The following is a 22,359-nucleotide window of genomic DNA, read 5'->3' as shown; positions in this document are numbered from 1 at the left end:
GAATTTGCAGAACCAAACATTTTAAATCACTCTCCCATTATCCACCATGGAACTGACTCCTCTTCAAATTTACATAATTCTTCATATAAAAAGGGCAGGTGTTGAGTACGCAAAGATGATTATGAAAATGACCCAGGTTGACCTTGAAAGGATTGAAGAGGCAATAAATTACCTCATATCCCTAGGAATTCTTGAAAGGGATTCTGGCTCTGCAATAAAGAGATCAAGAGCAAGGTTCAAGAGGGCAAGCGAGGTACACAAACATCACACATACTACAAACTATCCAGAAAGGGAGCAATTTTTTCCAGAAAAATCAACGAAGATTTCCTAGAGAATTATTTCAACAATAATTTAGGAAGATCTGGCTATACATTCTTGAAAATTCTGGCAAATTCTAGGGATTTTGAAGACGCCTGCAAAAAATTCGGAAAATGTGAAGATTTTCAAAACACACTAATTCGGTGGGGGTTCATCACCAAATCTGGCAAGAAGACAAGATATTTTATTAGATTTGCAGATTTTGCAGGTCTTTGATCATTCCACAGTTACGCTTTTTGCCAGATTTCTAGGCTTGTCAATTTCCCTTCCAAGTATCCGGGCTGTGTGATAGGCCAGAAGCTGGAGAGTAACCACATTCACAAAGGGAGAAAGCAATGGATCCGTTTCGGGGACTTTCAGGAGAGTATCCACGTACTTTTCCACATCCTTGCTTGGCGATACACCAACGACGTAGGCCCCCCTCGCACTTACCTCTTTCACATTTGAGAGCATCTTGCTATATGTTTTATCCTCTGGAACAAGGGCTATAACAGGCACACCCTGGGAGATCAGTGCGAGGGGACCGTGCTTGAGCTCTCCTGCAGGATAGCCCTCTGCATGGATATAGGAGATTTCCTTCATCTTCAACGCTCCCTCAAGGGCAATAGGATAATTTACGCCCCTGGCTATGAAGAACACATCTCTGGCGCGGGATATTTTCTCTGATTCCTTCATGATTCTTTCATTCATCTTCAAAGTCCTCTCAACATCATGGGGCACCCGCCTCAGATTCTCCCTGAGAACATGGTATTTCCTTGTGGATATCCTCCCCCTGATTCTGGCCATTTTTATGGCAAAATAATAGAGTGTTAAAATCTGGGTTATGAAAGTTTTGGTGGCTGCCACACCAATTTCCGGACCTGCACTGGTGTATAGAACCCGATCCACATAGTTTGTTATGGAACTTCCAACCACATTGGTTATACCGAGTGTAAAGTATCCCAGCTCCTTCGCCTTTTTTGCAGCTGCTATTGTATCTGCAGTCTCCCCACTCTGGGTTATGAATATGCCCATGGAGTCCTCGACAATCTCAGGCCTGTGGCGATACTCGGAGGCATAGTAAACATCAACAGGAACCTGCAATATCTCCTCAATAACATATTTTCCCACAAGAGCCGCATGGTACGATGTGCCGCATGCCACCATTGTGATCCTTCCAAAATCTACCTGCCACTCGTTTCTCGATTCCAGGGAAGTAAGGGTATCGTAAAGGGCCTTTGGCTGCTCGAATATCTCCTTGAGCATGAAATGTTCATATCCCGATTTTTCCGCATCTTCAACACTCCAGTTCACATACTCCACTCTCTTTCTTATACTCTTGCCCTCCATGGTGTAGAACCTTGCAAAATCGTCTGTGAGTTCACAAACCTCTCCATCTTTGAGCACAATAACCCTGTTTGTGTATTCCAGAAATGCAGGTATGTCGGAGGCAAGAAAATTCTCATGGTCTCCAATTCCCACAACAAGGGGACTTTCCTTCTTCACAGCCATTATCCTGCGCTCTTTTTTGTGAATCGCTGCAATGGCAAAGGATCCTTCAAGATTCTTTATGGCCTTAAAAAATGCCTCCTTGAAATCACCCTTATAATGCTCCTCAATGAGATGGGCAATAACCTCACTATCCGTATCGGATTTGAATTCATGTCCCCTGCTGATCAACTCTCCCTTGAGTCTAGCATAATTTTCAATTATCCCGTTGTGAACTATTGCAATCTCACCCCTACAATCAACAAAGGGATGCGCATTCCTATCCTCCGGATTTCCATGGGTAGCCCATCTTGTGTGTCCTATTCCGATCGTGCCATCAAAATCAACCTTCAAATTTGAAATGTAGCCCTTCTTCTTCTCAACATTCAGCTGCCCATTGACTATGGCAATCCCTGCAGAATCGTAGCCCCTGTACTCAAGCCTCTTTAGGGATCTTATGAGCACCTCCCTTGCACTTCTGAACCCAACGTAGCCCACAATGCCACACATTTAAACCACTCTCTCACCATTTCCCAAATCGCTCCGAATGAATTTCATGCTTCCAATTCTACTATCCGCCCCCACAATGCATCCCTCTGCAACAACAACAATTGCCCCTATGGTGGCCCCATCTCCCACAATTGCCCCTCCGTTCACGCTCATGATCTCATCAACGAAGATCCTTTTTCTATTGCCAGATAGCACAACAAATTTATCACCTATAGCCACCTCCCTTCCTATCACACTGTTCTTTACCACGGAACCCACACCTATTTTGGTGCCCCCCATTATTATTGAATTTTCAATGTATCCGAATGCTCCTATCTCAACGCCATCCCCTATGCTCGTATCACCCATGATCACCGTGTTGGGTCCTATGTTGCAGTTTTCTCCAATCTTAACATTCCCATAGATATAGGAACCCGCACCAATCCTGGTGCCACTCCCTATCTCCACATTTCCAATTATATTGGACTCCTCAACCTTACCCGCTATTCTTCTAACATTGGAACTCAAAGTCACAGAATTTAGATCAAGCAAATCCCAGGGATAGAGTGCGTCTCTCCAGCCGCAATTTGATACCTTCACTTCTATATCCATGGCATTCAAAACTCCTGGCAAATCGTAGATCTCGCTCTGCATCATCTCCTCAATTCTCCTGAATATCTCAGAGTCAAAATGTCCCAACCCTGTGAAAACAACGGCCTCCCCATAATCCCTTTTCTCAACAAGTTTAATTATATTCCTTCTTCCCATCTCAATGATCCCGTACCTGAATGGTTTTTCACTCCTAACACCCAAAATTGTATTAACCCCACTTTGCAAAATTTCCCTGACACATTGGGCATCTATCATATTGTCCCCGTAAAGAAGAAGAAACTCTCCATCCATTTTAGCCTGGTAGAGAGCATGGGCCGTTCCTATCTGCTTTCTCTGCAGAGCATATTTTATTTTCACTCCAAAATCGGCTCCATTTCCAAAGTACTGCTTTACCTTATCCGCGTGATAGCCCACGACAATTGTTATGTCCTTCACATCATTCTCTCTAAGAGCATCTATAACATATTCCATTATTGGCTTGTTTCCCACGGGGAGCATGACCTTTGGCATGTATGTTGTGAGAGGCCTTAACCTCATGCCTTCCCCCGCTGCAAGTATGATGGCGTGCATGAAAATTGAAAAAGAATGGGAGTATAAAAAATTACCCTCTTCACACCGAGCACGAGGAAGGTGAGAACTGAACTGGAAGAATTCCGCTCCCATCTGCAAGCATGTTATATGGGAGGCCTATGAAAAATCTGAAAGTCAGGCCCTCTATCTCTATTCTACCAATGTTTGCAAACTCTTTTATACCACCAAAATCATGCATAACAATGATCCAACTGGGCCCTATAATAATGAGAGCATGGGAGCGAAAGGATCTGGAATACGTGCACAGGTGGGAGAATGATTTTGAAACCATGCTATACTCCAGAGGAACGCCCCATCATGCAAAGGGTCTCGAGCAAATTGAAAGGTACTTTGAGGAGGAAATTAAGAGGGATGATAGGTTGCACTACATTGTTCTGCTGAGAGAGAGCATGGAGCCCATCGGAACCGCAGTTATAAGGCTACAGAACTGGGGGAATGTCCCAAGGGGCAACATAGGTACCTATCTTGACAGGCAGTACTGGAACAGGGGACTGGGGAAAATTATAACCCTCTCCCTTCTTGAGATATGCTTTTACCACAAAAACCTGGAAAAATGCGAGGCATGCAGCATCGAGTACAATAAAAGGGCACACAGGGTACTTGAATCCTGCGGTTTCAAACTCTACGGAAAATCAAGGAAGGCGGCATTTGTCCTGGGAAGGAAATGGGACTGGTACTGCTTTGACATACTCAGGGAGGAATACATGGAGGAGAGGGAAAAATTGATTATGAAGGTATTGGGAGATGAAGGCAAGGAGTATCTGAAATATCTGAACGATATCATTTAGTTTTCTTTCTGTACCTTATTTCCACCTCCTCAATCTCACCAACTCCCTTGAAGGAAGATAGGAGGCCAGAAATTGTGCCAACAACAACATCCTGGGCAAATCTACCCATGTATATCTCCCTGCCATTCACCTTTACACTTATAACAGCATCGGGATTCCAGTACCTGCATCCGGAGAAATCATCCTCGCCACGGTATATTGCCTCGGCCATCTCCCTGCAATTTCTGTGCGAGCACTCTCCGCAGTTGAAGTTTGGAAGCTGGCGCATTATTCTTTCCACTTCAACCTCCCTCTCTATGTATTCCAAAATTTCATCCAAACCTGGGTCCCTCATCACGCAGGCCTCGCAGGGGGCGTCTCCAAGGCACACCTTGGGAAGGAATTTGTATTTCTTGAAACCCTCAACAAGGACCACATCGTACCCTTCCAATTCCTTCAAAACTTCAAAAAGAGATGCGCTTTGCTTAAAATGAACCCTCTCTTCATTGAGAAGCACAACCTCCCTCGCACCCGATTCTTTGAACCTATCGCTGTCCTTGCCCTCAAGGTCTATTCCATGCGGAGTGTGTTTCACAACCGCAATTCTGTAATCCCTGAGATGCTCGATTATCTCGCATATGAGCGCAGTCTTTCCGGAATTTGAATAGCCGCATATTCCAAGGTACATTCAATCACCCCAGAGATGTACCTCAACCTCCACATCCTTCTCAACAAGATCAGAATTTGCGGGAATGATTATGTATCCATCTGAATAGGCCATGCTTGTTATAGCCCCGGATGTTTTGTATGCCGGATAAGCATATCCATTCTCAACACGCACAGTGAAGAACTGCATCCTGCCCAGTGTGGATGTTATGCGCCTGGCCATTCTCGCCCTCACAAGCCTCTCCTCCTTGGGAGGAAGATGTGCCATCTTCCGCACCGCTGGCGCGAGGAACTGGTATGAATCGTTCAGGCAAGAGGTGGGAAATCCGGGCATACCAAATATCATCCTATCTCCCACAGCGCACCATGTAGGCTTTCCCGGCTTGATTTGCACACCGTGAAAGAGCACCCGGGCATGTTCCTTCACAACATCTATTAGCAAATCCCTGTCCCCCACGGAAGAGCCACCGGAAAACACGACCATATCGTACTGCATCGCCTCCTTCAACTTCTTCCTTATATCCTCCCTATCATCCATCACAAATGGAAAGATAACAGGCTTTCCACCGTTTTCTTTTATCACGGAAGAAATGGTGTAGGTGTTCACATCGTAGATTTTTCCAGGTTCCAATTCTTCCCCAGGCATCTTGAGTTCGTTGCCAGATGGAAGCACCGCAATTCTGGGCTTTCTGTAAACCCTGACCCTGGCAATTCCCAGGGCTGCAAGGACTCCGATCTTCGGAGGATTCAGAAACGTACCCTTCGCAAGAACGATCTCATCCTTTTTTATGTCCTCACCCTCAGGCGCCACATCAAAGCCAGGATGGACGGGTCTGTAAACGCGCACAATGCCATCTTCCTCCTCAGTATCTTCAACACGCACGACGGCATCTGCTCCCGATGGGAGCATCGCTCCAGTACCTATCTTAACGCATTCCCCCCTGCCTATTTTTATCTTCTTGCTCTCTCCCGTGTTTATCTCACCCACGAGTTTCAATTCTTTGGGAGAGTATTGCCCCGCTCCAAATGTGTCCTCCGCACGAACAGCATAGCCATCCTCTGCGGCCCTTGCAAATGGGGGAACATTTATCCCGGCAACTATGTCCTCGGCGAGAACACGATGCAGGGCATCCAGAAGTGGGACCTCCTCAATATCCACAACAGGCTTGACATTTTCCAGCACGATTCTTCTGGCCTCTTCAAAGGGAATCAGATTGGTGAATGGCTTCATAGAGGGATATGCACCAAGAAGCATATCAAATTTATGATTCCACAGGCATTCCATCGCGGAAGAGCCTGTCGTTTCTCAGGAAAAGAACAATAGCCAGGGATACGATCTCGGGCAATATGGCAACAAGAACGGTCTCTGCCAGGCCCATCTCTGGGATAAGATACGTCCCAAATAGCGGTCCTATAACCCATCCTGCGGCCATAGCAGAGTTCATAAGCCCAAGGGCGGTGGCCCTTTCCCCCTTCGTGCTCATCCTTGCCACATATGTGTTGGCAGAGTTGAAGTACGAGCCCCACTTGCTTCCTGAAACTATGGCCGCGAGAATGAGAATGGGTATGCTCGTGGCAGAGTAATAGAGAAAGAAGGTAAGCGCATAGCCAAGGAGTCCGTAAATCAAAACGGGTTTGCTTCCGTACTTATCGGCTATGTACCCGAAAAGCAAGATCATAGGTATAGACACAAGACCATCAACACCGAAATAGGTACCCACCCATGCATCCCCAAACCTATCGCCTATTAGAAGCGAAAGGAAAGTGTAAACCATTCCGGACCCGAGCATACTCACAAATATTGAAACGGAGAAAAGTGAAATGTTCCTGTTCCTCCTTATGAATTCCCTGGCATTCTTCCACCTGAACACCGTTCTTCCGGGACGATCATAACGCATCAGAAGACGAAGATCCTCTGGGTTCTTTCTTTCTTCCCGGAAGAATATGAGAATTGCCATCCCCGAGAATATGGGTAATGCGGAAAAGTAATAGACATATTGAATTGGGAATGCGGAAGTTATTGCACCCCCTGCGAAGTTTCCGAGCATGAAACCCACATTGGAGAAGGAGTTAAACACGGCAAATCCCTTACCCACATCCCTGGATATTTCAGATACCAGGGCGCTCACCGCAGGAGTTTGTGCAGACACGAAAAATCCCTGAAGGGTTCGGAGGGTTAAAACTACGATCACGGAGGTGGCAAAGCCCATCAGGAGGAAGAAAAATCCGCTTGAGAAAACGCCAAATACCGCGAATATCTTTCTCTTACCCATCCTGTCGGATTTCCTCCCCCAGAAAAACTGCCCGAAGGACGATGCGAGATTGAAAAGTATGGATAGCATGCCAACTGCGAGAACCCCACCTCCCAGAAGCTTTATGAGGTTTGGCAGGTACGGCCAGGCCATGCCCCAGCCCATGTTTATGAGCAGAAATGCAAATGAGAGATGCAAAAGCCTCATGTTCGTGATCTCCCTGAAAATGCCTTCTCTGTGCACAGTGAGGTAAAATTCCGGATGTATTAAATTCTTTGCGTTTTGATGCAAAAAGGGCATTTTTAATATGATGCGCGCATGTACACCCATGGTAGAATTTTCGGTACCATGCGGAGATAACCAAAAACTCAAAATTCTGCTTCAGAAAATAAAGGAAGACGTGGAACTCAACACGCTCTGGAAGGCTTCAAATATAATCGCCATTGATCGCCTGGGGTACAACGATCATGGGCCGGTGCATGTTAAAATTGTAGCCAACCTCGCATTGAAGATGCTAAGAATCCTCGTTGGGAGGGGCGTGAAGCCAAACATTGTTAGGGACTACAATATGACCAACGATGACGCGGAAATAATCGTTGTGCTTGCCTCGGCCCTTCACGATATAGGACACGCCATACATCGCACCGAACACGAGCAGAACAGTTTACCCCTCTCCATTCCAATAATTGACAGGCTTCTTGAGGGCATATACGAGGGTGAGGAGAAGGCTATAGTAAAGGCGGAAATCCTGCATGCCATATTTTCCCACAGGGCAGAGATCATTCCCCTGACACTGGAGGCGGGAGTGGTGAAAATTGCAGATGCCCTTGACATGGAGAAGGGCCGCGCAAGGATTCCGTTCCAGATGGGAGAGGTCAACATACATTCTGTGTCCGCCATGGCCATAAAGGAAGTTAGCGTTATGGAGGGAGGGGAAAAACCATTGAAGATAAGGATAAAGATGCGAAACTCTGCGGGCATATTTCAGGTTGATGAACTCCTAAAGAACAAGATTGAAACCTCGGGTATAAGGCACCTGGTGGAGGTACAGGCAGAGGTTGTGGGTGAGCATGAGGAGAGAATTGTTGAAAAGGTGGAATTTTGAGGTGAAAAAATGAAAGTTGTGTTTCCCTGCAAAGGGAAAAACGGGCTGGAGAGCCAAGTGCATGGGGACCTTTTCAAGGCAAAGTACTACCTTTTTGCAGATGTGGATTTAGAGAAAGGAGAGTTAATAAAATGGGAAATTTTGGAAATGCCCCTTGATTTTCTGGATCCAGGGGACCTTCCAATGTTCATAAAGGAGCATGATGGAGAGTTACTGATGGCTCAGAGTATCCCTCCACAACTGGTGGAGTTTTTCAATCACATGCGCATAAAGGTTTTGAGCGGGATATCCGGGAAAATTGAAGATGTGCTGAAGAAATTCCTTGATGGTAAAATTCACGAGATAATAGAGAAAAATGTGGAAAATGGCTATTGATTGATTTCCTTGTACTTCTCCCATATTTTATTCAGAAATTCCCTTGCCTTCTTGGTGTCCTCGTAGCCAAAATCCTCTGCAAATTTCGAGACCTTGAACCTGCCGCTGTTGGTGTAAACATAATCCTCCATATTTATTTCCTTACCATTTATAATGACCCTGTCCTTGGAGATCTCCGCCTTGTTTGCTCTATCTTCAATAATGGCACTCTCCTTTTCACCCTGCTCCTCTTCGCCCTCTTTCGCCTCTTCCTTGGGTTCCTCCTTCTTTGGATAGACCTCTATGAACTTCACATTCCTGTTGCCAACGTAGTCCCTTATGTCTCCCACAATTGCATATTTGGCTATGCTCCAGTTGTTATCGTACTTGCACACATCCGGTAGGGTTATGAGGATATCTTCATCCTTTATCTCCACACCGAACTTGTCCACTTCCTTTCCGTAATCCATCTCAATTATGGCACGGACCTTATCCACATCCCCCTCAACCTTCTCAACAACCTTGAATCTGTACTTGAGAGTCTTACCTGCAAGGGGATGATTGAAATCTATAACAACCCTTCCGGGAGTGACTGTGACTATCCTCCCACGCTTGTTGTTTATTATAACTTCTTTACCAACCTCTGGCTCAATCTTCTGCCTCGCAAGTTCCCTGTATGAATGAATCTTTACAAGTTTGGGATCCCTCTCTCCATAGGCATCCTTGGGCTCTATCGTCACCTCATACTCCTTGCCTACCTCGGCCTTGAGCAACTCCTCATCTATGCCCTTTATTAATCTTCCTGCACCCACGACGGAGACCATGGGCCCGTACTTCATATTTGGATCATGAATGCCATGCTCCTTTGCAAGATCCTCCTTCGTGGTATCAAACAGAACCTCCTCTCCATTCTCAACAACCCAGGCCTCGAATTCCCAGCGAATTATGTCTCCTTTCTCCATTTTAATCCCCAGCACGATATTTGGATTGCATATTTAATTATTTGCATTCATGCACGAAACAATAATATTCGTGTTTGCCATACCCCTTCCACAATGAAAATTGACAGGGCAAAGAGGTATTTCAACTGCTCTTCTTCGGAGAGAGCTGCCTTTGAGGCGGGTATAAAGATGGGCACCGTGTATCATCAATTCGTGGGCACGCCTCTCAGTTTAGAAAATGTGGATGCCCTTGAAAGGGCAATTGAAGCAAGTTTGAAGGTTCAACCCTTTGTCGTGGATGCAAAGGTGAGAATTGATAGAAGAAGAATAAAAAAGAAGAGCGGATTTTACAAGTACCTGACCCTGACGGGGGACATGCTCGATGTTGACCTTGTGGTACAGTATGAGGATAAAATTGCGGTCTGCAAACTTGAGTATGTGGAGGATATGGATTATCCCCTTATGTACATAAAGGAAATTAGAGGTGTTGAAGATGTACAGTAAGATAGGCCTGAGTGGATTACCCGGTGTGGGTAAGACCACGACGCTAATAAAAACGATTGAAATTTTGGAGGAGGAGGGCTTTGTTGTTGGAGGTATGATCACGGAGGAACTTAGGGAGGGAGGAAAGAGAACGGGATTCTACGTTCTTGACTGGATGAGCAAGGAGAGGAAGGTCTTCGCCCATAAGGATTTTGAATCTCGCCACAGGGTTGGAAAGTACGGTGTGGATGTGAAAATTTTGGAGGAGGTCGGAATAAAGGCCCTGGAAGATGCTATGGAGAAGGCGGATGTTATCGTCATAGATGAGATCGGAAAAATGGAAGTGGAGAGCAAGAAATTCGTTCAAACGGTTAGGGAGATCCTTGATATGGATAAGCACCTCATAATGACACTCCACAAGAAATCCAGAAATCCACTCCTGCAGGAGATCCGTCGCCGCGATGACATAAGGATGCTGGAGGTCACACCCATAAATCGCAACCTTCTTCCCTTCAAGATAGTACAACTCATAAAAGGGGAGAGGCAGTGATAGTTGAAGAAGGACTTGTCAAGGTGCTCGCTCCAAACGTGAACGAGAGAGGCCCCGGAAGTGCAGGGGGTGTGTTTTATAACAGAGAGATGGTTTTTAACAGGGACACGAGCATATTCATTCTTTACAATTTGAACCTGAGAGATGCCCTGGATGCCCTGGCAGCAACCGGGGTGCGGGGAATAAGAATAGCAAAGGAGATAGGCATGGAGGTTACTCTGAACGATGTAAATCCAGAGGCAGTGAAGGTGATGAGAAAAAATGCGGACATGAACAAGGTTGATGTGAAAATTGAAAATACCAACGCAAATGCCCTCATGGCCCAGAGAAGATTCGGATATGTGGACATAGACCCCTTTGGCACTCCCGTACCCTTCATAGATATGGCCCTACTATCGGGCAGGGTTCTCGGCATAACGGCCACGGATACGGCCACCCTTGGAGGAAGAAATCGCAGAATAGAGAGGAGGTACCTTTCAAAAGTGAAGGCCCCTGTGGAACTGGTTCACGAGATAGGCGTGAGGGTGCTTCTGGGTTACATTGCGAGAATGGCCGGCAGGTCGGACCTGGGAATTGAGCCATTGTTAAGCGTGTGGCGCGGACATTTTTACAGGGTCTACGTAAAGGTCATTCGCGGAGTTAGGTGGGCAAGAAGGTCATTGGAGAGGGTGGGCATCTGCGAGTTTGGAGGGCCTCTGTGGAAGGGAGAATTGCATGATTTTGAGTTTCTGAAAAATGCAAAGATTCCAGATTGGCTTCCCACCAGAAACCTTCTGGAAAAATACCTAAAAATATGGTCAGATGAAAGAGGTTTTCTGTTTTACCACATTCCATCAATATCCAGGGAGCTGCACGTATCAACACCGTCACCTAAAAGGGTGATTGAAGAACTTGTGAGCATGGGGTATTATGCCGCACCCACCCAGTTCTCACATCAGGGCATAAGAAGCGATGCCCCGCCAAACATTGTCAAGGAAATAATAAATGGAGAAGGCCATAAATAGGATAATGCGATTACCCCATGGTGATTGAATGATAGAAATACGTTTTCACGGAAGAGGTGGACAGGGATCTGTCATAGCATCAAAGATCCTGGCAAAGGCCTTCTTTATGGAGGGTAAGTACGTGTCCTCCTTCCCCTACTTCGGTGTTGAGCGTCGCGGTGCACCTGTGACTGCGTTCACCAGGGTGGATGATAAGCCGATAAGGGCAAAGTATCAGATATACGACCCTGATTACGTCATAGTTCTAGACCCATCGCTCATAAAGGCTGTGGATGTTCTTAGGGGAATAAAAGAGGATGGCTGGGTTCTCGTAAATACCATGAAGAGCCCAAAGGAACTAAAGAAGATGCTAGATTTTCCCAAGGTGGCAACTGTGGATGCAACCACGATAGCGATAAGACATCGCCTAGGCTCCCAGGCCGCACCAATTGTGAATACCGCAATTCTTGGTGCCTTTGCCAGAATAAGCGGACTCGTGAAGATAGAAACCGTTATGGACGCAATTCGCGAGGGTGCTCCCGTAAAGAAGGAGGATAATGCCCAGGCCGCCAAGGAGGCCTACGAGCATACAAATTTAGGAGGTGATTGAATGCCCATAATTCTACCCGCGGAACCAACACCAATAGCAAAGGTCGCGAGCACGGAGAACAAGACGGGTGGATGGAGAACCTTCAGGCCCGTGATAAACTACGAGAAGTGCATAAGGTGCTACATATGCTGGAAGTTCTGCCCGGAACCCGCCATATACTTTGCCCCGCCTGACAAGCATCCGGCGCCCAAGGCGGCACTGGAAAAATTTGACACTGTGGAGATCAATTACGATTACTGCAAGGGCTGCGGCATATGTGCCAACGAATGCCCCGTAAAGGCCATTGATATGGTTCTTGAGGAGATGGAGGAGGATTGAAATGGTGAAGATGATTCTTACAGGAAATGAATCTGCCGCGTGGGGCGCAAGATTATCAAGACCCAAGGTTGTGGCCGCATATCCCATCACCCCTCAGACGAGCATAATTGAAACGATTGCAGATTTCATAGCCAACGGTGAAATGGATGCCCGATACATACGCGTTGAATCTGAGCATTCCGCCATGGCAGCGTGCATAGCAGCACAGAACACAGGGGTGAGGACATTCACGGCAACAAGTGCCCATGGTCTTACGCTTATGCACGAGTTGCTAATATGGGCCTCGGGAGCGAGATTGCCCATAGTTATGAGTGTTGTGAACCGTGCAATGGCCCCGCCTTGGAGCGTCTGGACTGATCAGATGGACAGCATGGCTCAGAGGGATACGGGCTGGATTCAGATTTACACGGAGAACAACCAGGAGGTTCTTGATTCGATAATAATGTCCTACAGGATAGGGGAGAAGCATCACATTCTCCTACCCACGATGGTCATGGAGGATGCCTTCATCCTGAGCCACACATCAGAGGGTGTGGATGTACCCGAGCAAAAACTTGTGGATGATTTCCTTGGGGAGTATGATCCTGCATTCAAACTTGAGCCCGGAAATCCAGAAGGTTACGGCTCTCTCATAATGCCCGAGGGTCCCTATATGGAATTCCGCTATAAGATGGCCCGTGCGATGGACGATGCCAGGAAAGAGATAAGGAAAACGGTGGAGGAGTTTGCCGAGGTGTTTGGCAGGGAGTATGCACCCCTCATTGAGGAGTACAGAACAGAAGATGCAGATGCAATAATGGTGGTGCTTGGCACCATAGGCTCAACCGCCAAGGACATAGTGGATAGAATGAGGGAGAAGGGAAAGAAGGTTGGCCTTGCCCGGGTTAGATACTTCAGGCCCTTCCCCTACGAGGAAATAAGGAGTCTGGCGAAGAAAACGAAAATGCTCGGCATAGTTGACAGAAGTTACACCTTCGGCTACGGGGCGGATCTCTACACCGAGAGCAAGGCGGCCCTCTATGGACATTCGGGTGTCCCCGTGAAGAATTACGTTATGGGTTTGGGTGGAAGGGATATCACTCCCAACATCCTGATAAAGGTATTTGATGATATGCTCAAAATTGCCAAGGAAGAACATGTGGATAGGGAAATTGAATGGGTTGGACTGCACGGCGATGAGAGGTGGTCATAATGCGTAAATTAACAATACCTGAGGAAGAATATATGCTCCCGGGGCACACCGCATGCCTTGGATGTGGAGCAACCATAGCAATGCGCTATGTTCTCAAGGCCTTGGGAAAGAACACCATATTATCCATACCTGCCTGCTGCTGGGCCGTTATACCTGGAGTTTACCCTCACCGTACCCTTGAGGTGCCTTTGCTATACACAGCCTTTGAGGTAACGGGTGCTGCCATATCCGGCATAAGGGAGGCACTCAACGCCATGGGCAAGGAGGATGTGAACGTTGTTGGATTTGCAGGAGATGGAGGCACGGCCGATATTGGCCTCCAAGCCCTGAGCGGAGCAATGGAGCGCGGTCATGATGTATTCTACATAATGTACGATAACGAGGCGTATATGAACACGGGTATTCAGCGCTCTGGCTCCACACCTCCAGGTGCGTGGACCACAACAACCCCTGGAGGAAAGAAAAGGATGTACAAGTGGGAGCCGAAGAAGAGCGTGGCTGAGATCATGGTTGCCCACCACATCCCCTATGTGGCCACCGCAACAATAGCGTATCCTGAGGATATGATCGCAAAATTGAGGAGGGCAAAGGAGATAAAGGGTCCCAAATTCATTCAGATCTTCTCCCCATGCCCAACGGGATGGAAACACAGTCCGGATAAAACCGTGGAAATCTCACGCTTGGCAGTGCAGACAAATGCATTTCCTCTCTACGAAGTGGTCAATGGCAAATACAGAATAACTGTGAGGCCAAAGAATCCCAAACCAATAAAGGAGTACCTCCGCCTACAGGGAAGGTTCAGACATCTCACCGAGGAGGAAATTGCGAGGATTCAGGAGTACGTTAACGAGAACTGGAAAGCCCTGCTCAAGAAGGAGCGCTGCTCTCAGGAGGAGGAATGATGAAATTCCAGCACATATTGCTCAATGAACCGGGTAGGAAGGAATTCCTCCTGGGAAACGAGGCTGTGGTGCGAGGAGCTCTTGAAGCGGGCCTGGATTTCGCATCCACATATCCCGGTACTCCGTCAAGCGAGATAGGAAATACTCTTTTCTACATAGCAAAGAAGGCGGGCATATACTTTGAGTTCTCCACAAATGAGAAAGTTGCAATGGAAGTGAGCGCTGCTGCAGCAGCCTCGGGACTCCGAGCACTGGTGTTCTTCAAGCATGTTGGCCTTAATGTGGCGGCTGATGCATTTATGAGCACCGCATACCTTGGCACAAATGGCGGGCTCGTGATTTTAACGGCAGATGACCCAAGCATGCACTCATCTCAGAACGAGCAGGATAACAGGTACTACGCTCAAATTTCGGGAATGCCAATGATAGAACCATCCATCGCCCAAGAAATGAAGGATTTCATAAAGGAAGCCTTTGAAATATCTGAAGCCCTAAAACTTCCCGTTCTTTTCCGCACAACAACCCGTGTGAACCATGTTCGTGGCATAGTTGAATACGGTGAGATGAGGGAGAAGAGGGGAAAGGGATACTTCAAGAAGGATCCAGACAGGTATGTGCCCGTACCTGCAAATTCCAGAAGAATGCATAAAGAACTCCTTGAGAAGATTGAGAGAGCCAGAAAGATGGCAAATTCCTCACCTCTTAACAGGGTGGAATGGAATGATGGAGAGGTGGGAATAATAACAAGCGGTGTGGCCTACAATTACGTTTACGATGTCATTCATCAACTCGGGATAAAGGCGAACATCCTTAAACTTGGATTCACGCATCCATTTCCCGATGAGCTGGTGAGAGAGTTCATACAGAAGCATAAAAAGATAATAATTGCGGAGGAACTTGAGCCATATCTTGAAAAGGAAACGAGGCTCGTGGCCCAGATGCACGGGCTTGATGTGGGAATATACGGCAAGTTAAATGGTTATTTCCCGAGGGCCTACGAGTACAACCCAGACATAATAAAGGACGCACTGGAGAAAATTTTGGGAATTGAAATAAAGAGAAATGCCTACAAGCCGAAACCCATGGAACTTCCATCAAGACCACCTGTGCTATGCCCCGGATGCCCGCATCGTGCCACATACTACGCGGCCATGATGGCTCTTAAGCAACTCAAAATAAAGGACGCCATAATAACCACGGACATTGGCTGCTACACCCTCGGTATTCAGAAACCATACGAGATGGCCGACTACCTGCTGTGCATGGGCTCCAGCATAGGAACCGCGGTGGGCTTTTCAAAGGCCACGGAGCAGAAGGTTATTGGTTTCGTTGGAGATTCCACATTCTTCCACGCGGCCATTCCCGGATTGATTGACGCATACCACAACAACGCAAATTTGGTTTATGTTGTGCTTGACAATCGCACCACCGCAATGACAGGGCATCAGCCACATCCCGGATTGCCAATGGACGGTATGGGCAACAAGGCACCCTATGTGGACATTGAGAAACTGGTGCGGGGAATAGGCATAGATTTCGTGCGCACGGTGGATCCCTACGATGTGAAGGAAACAATTAAGGTGTTCAAAGAGGCAATACAGCACGAGGGAATATCGGTTATAATCGCCAAGAGGGAATGCGCCCTGCTATGGGACGCAGCACGCAGGAAGCAGGGAGAATGGTGGGTCTACGAGATAAATCAGGATAAGTGCACCCAATGCGGGATATGCTCCGACTGGCTTGCCTGTGTTGCCATATACAAGGACAAGGATGATCTCGCTCCCAATGGAAAGCCAAAGGTGAAGATAAACGATGCCCTCTGCGATGGCTGTGGAGTTTGTGCCACAGTATGTCCATTCAATGCAATTGAGAAGAAGGTGATAAGATGAGCACGGGCATAATATTCGCAGGAGTTGGCGGTCAGGGTGTGCTCACCGCATCAAGCATAGTTGGAAAAGCAGCGTTGCTCTCCAACATAAACGTTGTTATGAGCGAGGTTCACGGAATGGCCCAGAGAGGAGGAGTCGTGGTCACGGAGATGAAGATAGGAGAGGCAAAAAGCCCCCTGATAGGAAGGGGAGAGGCCGATATAATAGTGGCCTTTGAACCGGTGGAGGCCTACAGGGTTCTCAGCAAGGCACATACGGGATCTTATGTCATCGTGAACACAGAACCCATTGTACCCATAACCGCATCCCTCGGAGAGTCAAAGTATCCAGAGGTTGATGATCTTCTAAACGCGATGGAAGGGCTGAAAGTCTTGCCTCTTGAGGCCACGGAACTGGCGAGAAGGGCTGGAAATTCAATAGCAACAAACATAGTTATGCTCGGTGCCCTTGCTAGGATTCCAGAGTTCCCCATTGAAAAGGATGTCCTGGTGGAGGCAATAAAGGAAAGAATATCTCCAAGGTTCCATGAGATGAATTTGAGAGCTTTTGAGATGGGCTACGAGGCCCTTAAGCTCTAATACCTCGTGTAGATTTTTTCCTCCTTTTTTCTCTCCCAGAGAAGAAGCCCCAAGGAGATAATGGTCAATAGCGCTCCTACGAAAAATATGGCAATGGATACGTAGCTAAGCAGAGCAAATTTTTGGAGTTCGGCCTCCCCAACCATGGCTATGGATACATTTATTTTGAAATCATTTGGATTTTCTATTTTTATAGTGTAATTACCGGGATCAAGGATTATATCGGCATTGCTCGCATTCCCTGCAGTTTTAACTACTCCCGCTGAATTCAGAACCTCGTAGGAAAAATTGGAATACGAGGAAATGAGCACATGCTCTCTCTCCCTAAGATTCAAGGGGATATTCTCCATCGAAATTCCAGAGATAACAATTCTGTGAGAATTACCTGAAGCCCAAATGTGAAGGGCCCCCAGGGTTATTGAGGCTGAAAGAATTAAAGCGAGACCCAAGACAAGCAATAGCGTGTATTTTCCCATACCTATTCAGATTTCAATGAACTATATTAACGTTTTCCGTTTGCGAAGGAATTAAATAATGTCCGTGCATATTTGCATCGTGGATTACATCTCTGCGGGAGACATTGAGAAATATTCGTACTGCCCACTTAGCTGGTGGCTGAGCAGGAAGGAGAAGCACACGGAAAATGAGGGGGTCAGAAAGCACAGGGAAATAAGTGAAGAGGCAAAGAAAATGAAGAAGAGTTACTCCAAAATGAAGGATTCTGAAAGCATGGCAATATACTACTCCATTGGAGCAACACTCATTGCACTTGTTGGCATATCGTTTCTCTACTCCTCCCCCATACTAAGCAGGATATTCATGATTCTTGCCATCGTATGGCTTCTATTTTCCCTATACCTCCTCTGGAAATTTGAGAAATACGTTTTACTCTGGGAAAGGAAGGATGTGGAGAGGGTTATGGTCATAGCTTCAGGGGCGGCAACGATATTCTCCATATTCGCCGTGACTTTCGTTCTACCCCCAAACTTCGCCCTTGGATATGTGATGGAGGTGCTCTCCCTTCTGTGGCTCATATTCGCCACGTACTTTCTGTACATCTCCCTAAAAAGCGAGTTCCAGTACAATGAACTAAAGAAAAAACTCAAACTCCCAGACGGGGAGATAATATACGTGGACGACCTACAGCAGAGCCCAATTCTTAAGAGCGAAAAATACAAGATATGGGGAAGACCGGATTTACTCATTAAAAAAGGCGATGACTACATACCCGTGGAGATCAAAACTGGGCGCGTACCCCGTGGCCCTTTGTTCTCCCACATAATGCAGTTAACAGCATACATGGTGCTCGTTGAGGAGAACTACAAAACTCCTCCCTATGGGCTTCTAAAATATGGACCTGTGGTATACAAAATTGAGTATGAGGAGGATCTGAGAAATATTATGCTTGAAAAGGTTGAAGAGATGAGAAGAGCCCTTGAAACGGGAGAGGTTCACAGGAATCACCACAAGGTTGGAAAATGCATCCACTGCTCCAGAAGGAATATTTGCCCGGAGAGGCTTGCGTGAGAGAAAGTTTAAAATTCAATGATGAGATATTTGGGGCGAGGTGATGGGTATGAAGATTACATGGTTGGGACATTCAGCATTCCTAATCGAGGAGAATGGAAAGAGAGTGCTTGTGGACCCGTTTATAACGGGAAACGATATGGCTCCCGTTAAGCCTGATGAAATAGATTGTGACATCATAGCCGTGACACACGGGCATGGGGATCACCTTGGAGATGCCGTGTTCATATCCAAGCGCAAGAACGTGCCTGTTGTGGCAATCTACGAGGTGGCGCAGTACATTGCATCAAAGGGTGCCAATGCCATTGGAATGAATTTCAGTGGCACATACGAGCAAGATGGAATAAAACTGAGCATGGTTCCTGCACTTCATTCCTCTGGCATAACGGAGAGCAATTTCACCCACGATGGAGGCATACCTGCCGGATTCATAATTGAGATAAATGGAAAGAAGGTTTACCACGCAGGAGATACAGGCCTCTTTGGAGATATGAAGATAATAGGTGAAATCTATAAACCCGATGTTGCACTTCTCCCGGTGGGTGGATTGTTCACCATGGATCCGAAACTCGCAGCCATAGCGGCAAGGTGGATCAAACCAAAGTACGTGATTCCAATGCACTACAATACATGGCCCCCAATAACTGCAAATCCAGAGGAAATGCGAGAAGATCTGGAAAGAGATGGAATAAAATTGGTTGTCCTAAAACCGGGTGAGAGTTTCTCCTTCTAAATTTTTATTTTTCAAGCGAAAATACTTTATGAATAAAGAATATCCTCTCCCAATGTCATGGAGCAAGTTGAGGGAATACATACTGCACATAAGCCTCGCGCTATTTGTAATTGGGATATACCTACTCATAACAAGCGGATACTGGGTTCTGGCCTCCACAAAATTTATCCAGAAGGATCCGGGAATGGACTATCTAACCGCATGGGCGGGAAACTGGAACTACTGGCTCTTGGTTCTGGGCATAATATTTGTGATAGCAGGTGGCTGGTTCACATTCGATACCCTCAGAAAGCGACTGAAATTTGAGGAGTATATAGATTCTGAGAGCAAGAGGGAGTTCGTGAACAATCTTCGCGAACTTGAGGAAATATCCTACAAATTGGGCAAGAAGTACCAGGAGAGATTGGAAGAAACGAAGAGAAAATGGAGAGTAAAGTAGCCATTCTTCTGGTTCTCCTCATTCTCCCACTTACCTATGCAAATTCTGCCCCGGTTGAGCACCAGCACCTGCTGATCTATGAAGTTAGTCCATCACCCTACCCAGGCACAAATATGGAATACGTCTGCATTTTAAATCCCCTCTCACAGAGAGTTGAACTCTCTGGATATTACATCAGCGATTTTGAGGGAAGAATCCCCTTAAATGGGAGTATCGCTCCGCATTCCAAAATTTACATAGCCCAGAATTCAACATCTTTTTTCAAATTTTTTGGATTTTATCCAAATTTTACCTACGTTGACCGTTTTGCTCTGGCCAATAGGGGAGACGAGGTTGCACTATTCTACAAATCGAGAATGATAGACCTGCTTGTTTACGGTGATTCGAGATACTCTGGACCCGGATGGAACGGAGCATCCGTTCACGTGAGCACGGGCCACATTCTCAGAAGGATAGGCATGGATGATACAAACACATCTAGAGACTGGAGCAACTATCACGTGATAGGTCAGAGTGACTTCAAAAAAAGGGAGTTCAAAGCATCAATAGAGATCTTTCCCTATCCAGATAAATGGAGGGAGGTCCTGAGATTTTTAAATTCTGCCAAGAGGAGTATTATGATTGAATCCTACACGATGGATAGCTTACCATTTGAAGGCGTTCTCCTTAAAAAATTAAGAGAGGGTGTGGGGGTAAGCATTCTCCTTGATGGAAATCCCATAGGAGGCATGAGTGACGAAGAAAAATACATCGTAAATGAACTCTGGAAGAACGGTGCAAACATCGGTTTCATGGTAAACGACCCAAAGGATGGAATATACGATAGATACAGATTTCTTCACGCCAAATTCATAGTGAGGGATGGAAGTGCAGTATTGATATCAACGGAGAACTTCGGGCACTCGGCCCTCTCACCCTGCGGAAATCGTGGCTATGGAATCATAGTTAGAGATGAGGAGTTTGCATATTATGTCTCCAAAATCTTTAAGGATGATGACAAGAACGTTCAGGATATAAAGATATACGATGGGGAGTTCAACTCAACAGATGCGAGTTTCAAATACGAATATGAACTTCGTAGGGTTGTGTTTGAGAGTATAAACATCACGGCTTCCCTAGAACCGGTGATAGCTCCGGATTTTGCTCCGTACTCGTTCAAAAATTTTGTGGATTCACAGAGAGATCTGAAGATTGAAGCGCTTTACATCGGAAAGGATATATGGAAGGAGATCAGTAACAAAACAACCCTTGCTCTTGTTCAACATCCCTATACAGGTGAGAATGTAAAAAGATTTGACGGCATGGAGCATTACATCAGATACCTACATGCCAAACTCATAATAGGAGACTCTGAGGTGCTCGTGGGAAGCATGAATTTTGGCGTGTCTTCAATGGAGAACAACAGGGAATTTTCCCTTATTATAAGAAGCGAGAGAGCAGTATCCTACCTAACAAAAATATTCAACTACGACTGGAAGGGAGAGTTTAAGCCCTTTCCTGTTGTGAAAATGAATATTCAGGGCAACAGGATCCACTTTGATCTATCCAAGAGCATAGGGAAAGATCTGACCTATTACGTTTACGTTGACGGAAATCTGGTACATAGGGGAAAAGCACCGGTATTCACCATCAACGTTGCTTCTGGCACACATAAAATAGAGATAAGGGTGGAAGATTTATGGGGCAACGAAAGATCAATATGCAGGGTGGTTAACTTGCCCGATTCCCATTTTGACCTGCGTATCCCCATAATATTACTCCTGGTGGCACTTTTCCTTTACAAAATTTGGAAGGACCATGGATGAACTATAAATTTCCTCGTTAAAATACCGTGTCGGAAAATCCATCTTTCTCCTTATCCTTATTGGCTCATCACTGGCAATTGAAAAGGCCCACATTCCCGATGGATAAGTGGGAATATAGGCAAAATACAGACGCACATACCTGAACTCCCTAGATAACAGGGCATGCACATTACAAACCTCCTCAGGGTGGTAAACTGGTGTACCGCACTGCTGAGAAATTATTCCTCCTGGAGCCAGGGTGTTTCTCAGGTATCTGTAAAACTCTCCAGAAAACAGTTTTTCTGCTGGGCCAACAGGATCCGTGGAATCTATTATTATAACATCAAAATTCTTTTCCCTCTTCGCAAATTCAATTCCGTCCTCTATGTGAATGTGAACCCTTGGATCATCGTAACTCCTTGCAACAAATGGAAGGTGTTTTCTCGATAATCTCACAACCTCTTCATCTATCTCAACCACGTGAACCTCGTCAGGATCGTGTTTCAGGACCTCCCTGGCTGAGCCACCGTCACCTCCACCAATTATGAGTATCCTCTTTGGATCAGGGTGGGTGAGCATGGGTGGGTGCACGATCATCTCGTGGTACACAAATTCATCCCTTTCCGTGAGTTGAACCGTGCCATCTATAACTAGAAGCTTTCCGTAGTCATACGTCTCAAAAATATGAATATCCTGGTAGGGAGAGCGAACATGCTCAATCTCCCTCCTTATCCTGAACCCAAGTTTAACGTTATCTGTATGCATTTCCGAGAACCAGAGTTCCATAAACTGTGGCAAATATACAAAA

General features: G+C 46.3%; 26 protein-coding genes. 17 read left to right on the top strand and 9 right to left on the bottom strand.

Going from position 1 to position 22,359, the window contains the following annotated elements; all coding sequences use genetic code 11:
* Positions 1-46 precede the first annotated feature (46 nt).
* The gene (locus ACIM339_RS03775; protein ID WP_015283284.1) at positions 47-535 is read left to right on the top strand and encodes a DUF2250 domain-containing protein; all 489 of its coding nucleotides are present in this window, start codon (positions 47-49) and stop codon (positions 533-535) included.
* On the opposite strand, the gene glmS is transcribed toward ACIM339_RS03775, so the two are convergent.
* From glmS to ACIM339_RS07920, 3 genes are read right to left on the bottom strand one after another with little or no spacing between them, the layout of a single operon-like run.
* Positions 536-2,296 (bottom strand): glutamine--fructose-6-phosphate transaminase (isomerizing), encoded by a 1,761-nt coding sequence (gene glmS, locus ACIM339_RS03770; RefSeq protein WP_015283283.1) that lies wholly within the window; start codon positions 2,294-2,296, stop codon positions 536-538.
* Complete coding sequence (locus ACIM339_RS03765) at positions 2,297-3,457, bottom strand: sugar phosphate nucleotidyltransferase (protein ID WP_015283282.1); 1,161 nt, start codon at positions 3,455-3,457, stop codon at positions 2,297-2,299.
* Positions 3,458-3,497: 40 nt separating this feature from the next.
* Positions 3,498-3,656 (bottom strand): hypothetical protein, encoded by a 159-nt coding sequence (locus ACIM339_RS07920; protein ID WP_015283281.1) that lies wholly within the window; start codon positions 3,654-3,656, stop codon positions 3,498-3,500.
* Between the two features lie 4 nt (positions 3,657-3,660).
* Here ACIM339_RS07920 and ACIM339_RS03760 point away from each other — a divergent pair, with 4 nt between their 5' ends.
* Positions 3,661-4,266 carry a GNAT family N-acetyltransferase gene (locus ACIM339_RS03760; protein ID WP_015283280.1) on the top strand — a complete coding sequence of 202 codons (606 nt, stop codon included), beginning with the start codon at positions 3,661-3,663 and terminating at the stop codon, positions 4,264-4,266.
* On the opposite strand, the gene mobB is transcribed toward ACIM339_RS03760, so the two are convergent.
* Genes mobB through ACIM339_RS03745 form a run of 3 tightly spaced genes read right to left on the bottom strand, consistent with a single transcriptional unit; the run spans position 4,259 to position 7,406 of the window.
* A complete protein-coding gene (mobB, locus tag ACIM339_RS03755; RefSeq protein ID WP_015283279.1) occupies positions 4,259-4,933 on the bottom strand; it encodes a molybdopterin-guanine dinucleotide biosynthesis protein B in 675 nt (224 codons plus the stop codon). The genes ACIM339_RS03760 and mobB overlap by 8 nt on opposite strands.
* Positions 4,934-6,142, bottom strand: coding sequence for a gephyrin-like molybdotransferase Glp (glp, locus tag ACIM339_RS03750; protein WP_015283278.1), 1,209 nt, complete (start codon positions 6,140-6,142; stop codon positions 4,934-4,936).
* 31 nt (positions 6,143-6,173) lie between these two features.
* A complete protein-coding gene (locus ACIM339_RS03745; RefSeq protein WP_337954350.1) occupies positions 6,174-7,406 on the bottom strand; it encodes an MFS transporter in 1,233 nt (410 codons plus the stop codon).
* An 85-nt stretch (positions 7,407-7,491) separates the two neighbouring features.
* Here ACIM339_RS03745 and ACIM339_RS03740 point away from each other — a divergent pair, with 85 nt between their 5' ends.
* Together ACIM339_RS03740 and ACIM339_RS03735 are read left to right on the top strand one after the other, a co-directional pair.
* Positions 7,492-8,268: an HD domain-containing protein gene (locus ACIM339_RS03740; RefSeq protein WP_015283276.1), complete on the top strand. Its 777-nt coding sequence runs from the start codon at positions 7,492-7,494 to the stop codon at positions 8,266-8,268.
* A gap of 9 nt (positions 8,269-8,277) precedes the next feature.
* Positions 8,278-8,643 (top strand): NifB/NifX family molybdenum-iron cluster-binding protein, encoded by a 366-nt coding sequence (locus ACIM339_RS03735; RefSeq protein ID WP_015283275.1) that lies wholly within the window; start codon positions 8,278-8,280, stop codon positions 8,641-8,643.
* Here ACIM339_RS03735 and ACIM339_RS03730 read toward each other — a convergent pair.
* Positions 8,637-9,584 (bottom strand): peptidylprolyl isomerase, encoded by a 948-nt coding sequence (locus ACIM339_RS03730; RefSeq protein ID WP_015283274.1) that lies wholly within the window; start codon positions 9,582-9,584, stop codon positions 8,637-8,639. The genes ACIM339_RS03735 and ACIM339_RS03730 overlap by 7 nt on opposite strands.
* A 93-nt stretch (positions 9,585-9,677) precedes the next feature.
* On the opposite strand from ACIM339_RS03730, the gene ACIM339_RS03725 reads away from it, so the two are divergent.
* From ACIM339_RS03725 to iorB, 9 genes are read left to right on the top strand one after another with little or no spacing between them, the layout of a single operon-like run.
* Complete coding sequence (locus ACIM339_RS03725) at positions 9,678-10,067, top strand: dihydroneopterin aldolase family protein (RefSeq protein WP_015283273.1); 390 nt, start codon at positions 9,678-9,680, stop codon at positions 10,065-10,067.
* Positions 10,057-10,596, top strand: coding sequence for an NTPase (locus ACIM339_RS03720; protein WP_015283272.1), 540 nt, complete (start codon positions 10,057-10,059; stop codon positions 10,594-10,596). The genes ACIM339_RS03725 and ACIM339_RS03720 overlap by 11 nt, the downstream gene beginning before the upstream one ends.
* Positions 10,593-11,600, top strand: coding sequence for a methyltransferase (locus ACIM339_RS03715; RefSeq protein ID WP_015283271.1), 1,008 nt, complete (start codon positions 10,593-10,595; stop codon positions 11,598-11,600). The genes ACIM339_RS03720 and ACIM339_RS03715 overlap by 4 nt, the downstream gene beginning before the upstream one ends.
* A 28-nt stretch (positions 11,601-11,628) precedes the next feature.
* Positions 11,629-12,189 (top strand): pyruvate ferredoxin oxidoreductase subunit gamma, encoded by a 561-nt coding sequence (locus ACIM339_RS03710; protein WP_015283270.1) that lies wholly within the window; start codon positions 11,629-11,631, stop codon positions 12,187-12,189.
* Complete coding sequence (locus ACIM339_RS03705; RefSeq protein WP_015283269.1) at positions 12,190-12,507, top strand: 4Fe-4S binding protein; 318 nt, start codon at positions 12,190-12,192, stop codon at positions 12,505-12,507.
* A gap of 1 nt (position 12,508) precedes the next feature.
* Positions 12,509-13,699, top strand: a complete 1,191-nt coding sequence (gene porA, locus ACIM339_RS03700; RefSeq protein WP_015283268.1) for a 2-oxoacid:ferredoxin oxidoreductase subunit alpha — start codon at positions 12,509-12,511, stop codon at positions 13,697-13,699.
* A complete protein-coding gene (porB, locus tag ACIM339_RS03695) occupies positions 13,699-14,601 on the top strand; it encodes a pyruvate synthase subunit PorB (protein WP_015283267.1) in 903 nt (300 codons plus the stop codon). The genes porA and porB overlap by 1 nt, the downstream gene beginning before the upstream one ends.
* Entirely contained in the window at positions 14,601-16,490 is a 1,890-nt protein-coding gene (iorA, locus tag ACIM339_RS03690; RefSeq protein ID WP_015283266.1) for an indolepyruvate ferredoxin oxidoreductase subunit alpha, read from the top strand. Before porB ends, iorA begins: the two co-directional genes overlap by 1 nt.
* Positions 16,487-17,068: an indolepyruvate ferredoxin oxidoreductase subunit beta gene (gene iorB, locus ACIM339_RS03685; RefSeq protein ID WP_015283265.1), complete on the top strand. Its 582-nt coding sequence runs from the start codon at positions 16,487-16,489 to the stop codon at positions 17,066-17,068. The genes iorA and iorB overlap by 4 nt, the downstream gene beginning before the upstream one ends.
* Here the strand turns inward: iorB and ACIM339_RS03680 are convergent.
* Positions 17,065-17,544 carry a hypothetical protein gene (locus ACIM339_RS03680; protein WP_015283264.1) on the bottom strand — a complete coding sequence of 160 codons (480 nt, stop codon included), beginning with the start codon at positions 17,542-17,544 and terminating at the stop codon, positions 17,065-17,067. The genes iorB and ACIM339_RS03680 overlap by 4 nt on opposite strands.
* 58 nt (positions 17,545-17,602) lie before the next feature.
* Here ACIM339_RS03680 and cas4 point away from each other — a divergent pair, with 58 nt between their 5' ends.
* Genes cas4 through ACIM339_RS03660 form a run of 4 tightly spaced genes read left to right on the top strand, consistent with a single transcriptional unit; the run spans position 17,603 to position 21,572 of the window.
* A complete protein-coding gene (cas4, locus tag ACIM339_RS03675) occupies positions 17,603-18,595 on the top strand; it encodes a CRISPR-associated protein Cas4 (RefSeq protein ID WP_015283263.1) in 993 nt (330 codons plus the stop codon).
* Between the two features lie 49 nt (positions 18,596-18,644).
* Positions 18,645-19,328, top strand: coding sequence for a metal-dependent hydrolase (locus ACIM339_RS03670; RefSeq protein ID WP_015283262.1), 684 nt, complete (start codon positions 18,645-18,647; stop codon positions 19,326-19,328).
* 28 nt (positions 19,329-19,356) lie between these two features.
* Positions 19,357-19,767 (top strand): DUF3198 domain-containing protein, encoded by a 411-nt coding sequence (locus tag ACIM339_RS03665; RefSeq protein ID WP_337954349.1) that lies wholly within the window; start codon positions 19,357-19,359, stop codon positions 19,765-19,767.
* Positions 19,752-21,572 (top strand): phospholipase D-like domain-containing protein, encoded by a 1,821-nt coding sequence (locus ACIM339_RS03660; RefSeq protein WP_015283260.1) that lies wholly within the window; start codon positions 19,752-19,754, stop codon positions 21,570-21,572. Before ACIM339_RS03665 ends, ACIM339_RS03660 begins: the two co-directional genes overlap by 16 nt.
* On the opposite strand, the gene speE is transcribed toward ACIM339_RS03660, so the two are convergent.
* On the bottom strand, positions 21,522-22,337 hold the full coding sequence (gene speE, locus ACIM339_RS03655; RefSeq protein ID WP_015283259.1) for a polyamine aminopropyltransferase: 816 nt from the start codon (positions 22,335-22,337) through the stop codon (positions 21,522-21,524). The two genes, ACIM339_RS03660 and speE, sit on opposite strands and share 51 nt — an antisense overlap.
* Positions 22,338-22,359 lie beyond the last annotated feature (22 nt).

This window comes from Aciduliprofundum sp. MAR08-339 (assembly GCF_000327505.1).
Lineage (GTDB): Archaea > Thermoplasmatota > Thermoplasmata > Thermoplasmatales > Aciduliprofundaceae > Aciduliprofundum.
Note: the sequence above shows the minus strand (reverse complement) of the source record. Positions and strands in the feature narration are given on the sequence as shown.

Bases quoted from the DNA above. Each gene is read 5' to 3' on its own strand.
- mobB (WP_015283279.1), bottom strand. From the start codon at position 4,933: ATGTACCTTGGAATATGCGGCTATTCAAATTCCGGAAAGACTGCGCTC.
- glp (WP_015283278.1), bottom strand. From the start codon at position 6,142: ATGAAGCCATTCACCAATCTGATTCCCTTTGAAGAGGCCAGAAGAATC.
- ACIM339_RS03720 (WP_015283272.1), top strand. From the start codon at position 10,057: ATGTACAGTAAGATAGGCCTGAGTGGATTACCCGGTGTGGGTAAGACC.
- ACIM339_RS03765 (WP_015283282.1), bottom strand. From the start codon at position 3,457: ATGCACGCCATCATACTTGCAGCGGGGGAAGGCATGAGGTTAAGGCCT.
- ACIM339_RS03725 (WP_015283273.1), top strand. From the start codon at position 9,678: ATGAAAATTGACAGGGCAAAGAGGTATTTCAACTGCTCTTCTTCGGAG.
- cas4 (WP_015283263.1), top strand. From the start codon at position 17,603: ATGTCCGTGCATATTTGCATCGTGGATTACATCTCTGCGGGAGACATT.
- ACIM339_RS03670 (WP_015283262.1), top strand. From the start codon at position 18,645: ATGAAGATTACATGGTTGGGACATTCAGCATTCCTAATCGAGGAGAAT.
- ACIM339_RS03730 (WP_015283274.1), bottom strand. From the start codon at position 9,584: ATGGAGAAAGGAGACATAATTCGCTGGGAATTCGAGGCCTGGGTTGTT.
- glmS (WP_015283283.1), bottom strand. From the start codon at position 2,296: ATGTGTGGCATTGTGGGCTACGTTGGGTTCAGAAGTGCAAGGGAGGTG.
- ACIM339_RS03775 (WP_015283284.1), top strand. From the start codon at position 47: ATGGAACTGACTCCTCTTCAAATTTACATAATTCTTCATATAAAAAGG.
- ACIM339_RS03705 (WP_015283269.1), top strand. From the start codon at position 12,190: ATGCCCATAATTCTACCCGCGGAACCAACACCAATAGCAAAGGTCGCG.
- ACIM339_RS03740 (WP_015283276.1), top strand. From the start codon at position 7,492: ATGGTAGAATTTTCGGTACCATGCGGAGATAACCAAAAACTCAAAATT.
- ACIM339_RS03680 (WP_015283264.1), bottom strand. From the start codon at position 17,544: ATGGGAAAATACACGCTATTGCTTGTCTTGGGTCTCGCTTTAATTCTT.
- speE (WP_015283259.1), bottom strand. From the start codon at position 22,337: ATGGAACTCTGGTTCTCGGAAATGCATACAGATAACGTTAAACTTGGG.
- porB (WP_015283267.1), top strand. From the start codon at position 13,699: ATGCGTAAATTAACAATACCTGAGGAAGAATATATGCTCCCGGGGCAC.
- ACIM339_RS03710 (WP_015283270.1), top strand. From the start codon at position 11,629: ATGATAGAAATACGTTTTCACGGAAGAGGTGGACAGGGATCTGTCATA.
- ACIM339_RS07920 (WP_015283281.1), bottom strand. From the start codon at position 3,656: ATGCATGATTTTGGTGGTATAAAAGAGTTTGCAAACATTGGTAGAATA.
- iorB (WP_015283265.1), top strand. From the start codon at position 16,487: ATGAGCACGGGCATAATATTCGCAGGAGTTGGCGGTCAGGGTGTGCTC.
- ACIM339_RS03665 (WP_337954349.1), top strand. From the start codon at position 19,357: ATGAATAAAGAATATCCTCTCCCAATGTCATGGAGCAAGTTGAGGGAA.
- ACIM339_RS03760 (WP_015283280.1), top strand. From the start codon at position 3,661: ATGATCCAACTGGGCCCTATAATAATGAGAGCATGGGAGCGAAAGGAT.
- ACIM339_RS03660 (WP_015283260.1), top strand. From the start codon at position 19,752: ATGGAGAGTAAAGTAGCCATTCTTCTGGTTCTCCTCATTCTCCCACTT.
- porA (WP_015283268.1), top strand. From the start codon at position 12,509: ATGGTGAAGATGATTCTTACAGGAAATGAATCTGCCGCGTGGGGCGCA.
- ACIM339_RS03735 (WP_015283275.1), top strand. From the start codon at position 8,278: ATGAAAGTTGTGTTTCCCTGCAAAGGGAAAAACGGGCTGGAGAGCCAA.
- iorA (WP_015283266.1), top strand. From the start codon at position 14,601: ATGAAATTCCAGCACATATTGCTCAATGAACCGGGTAGGAAGGAATTC.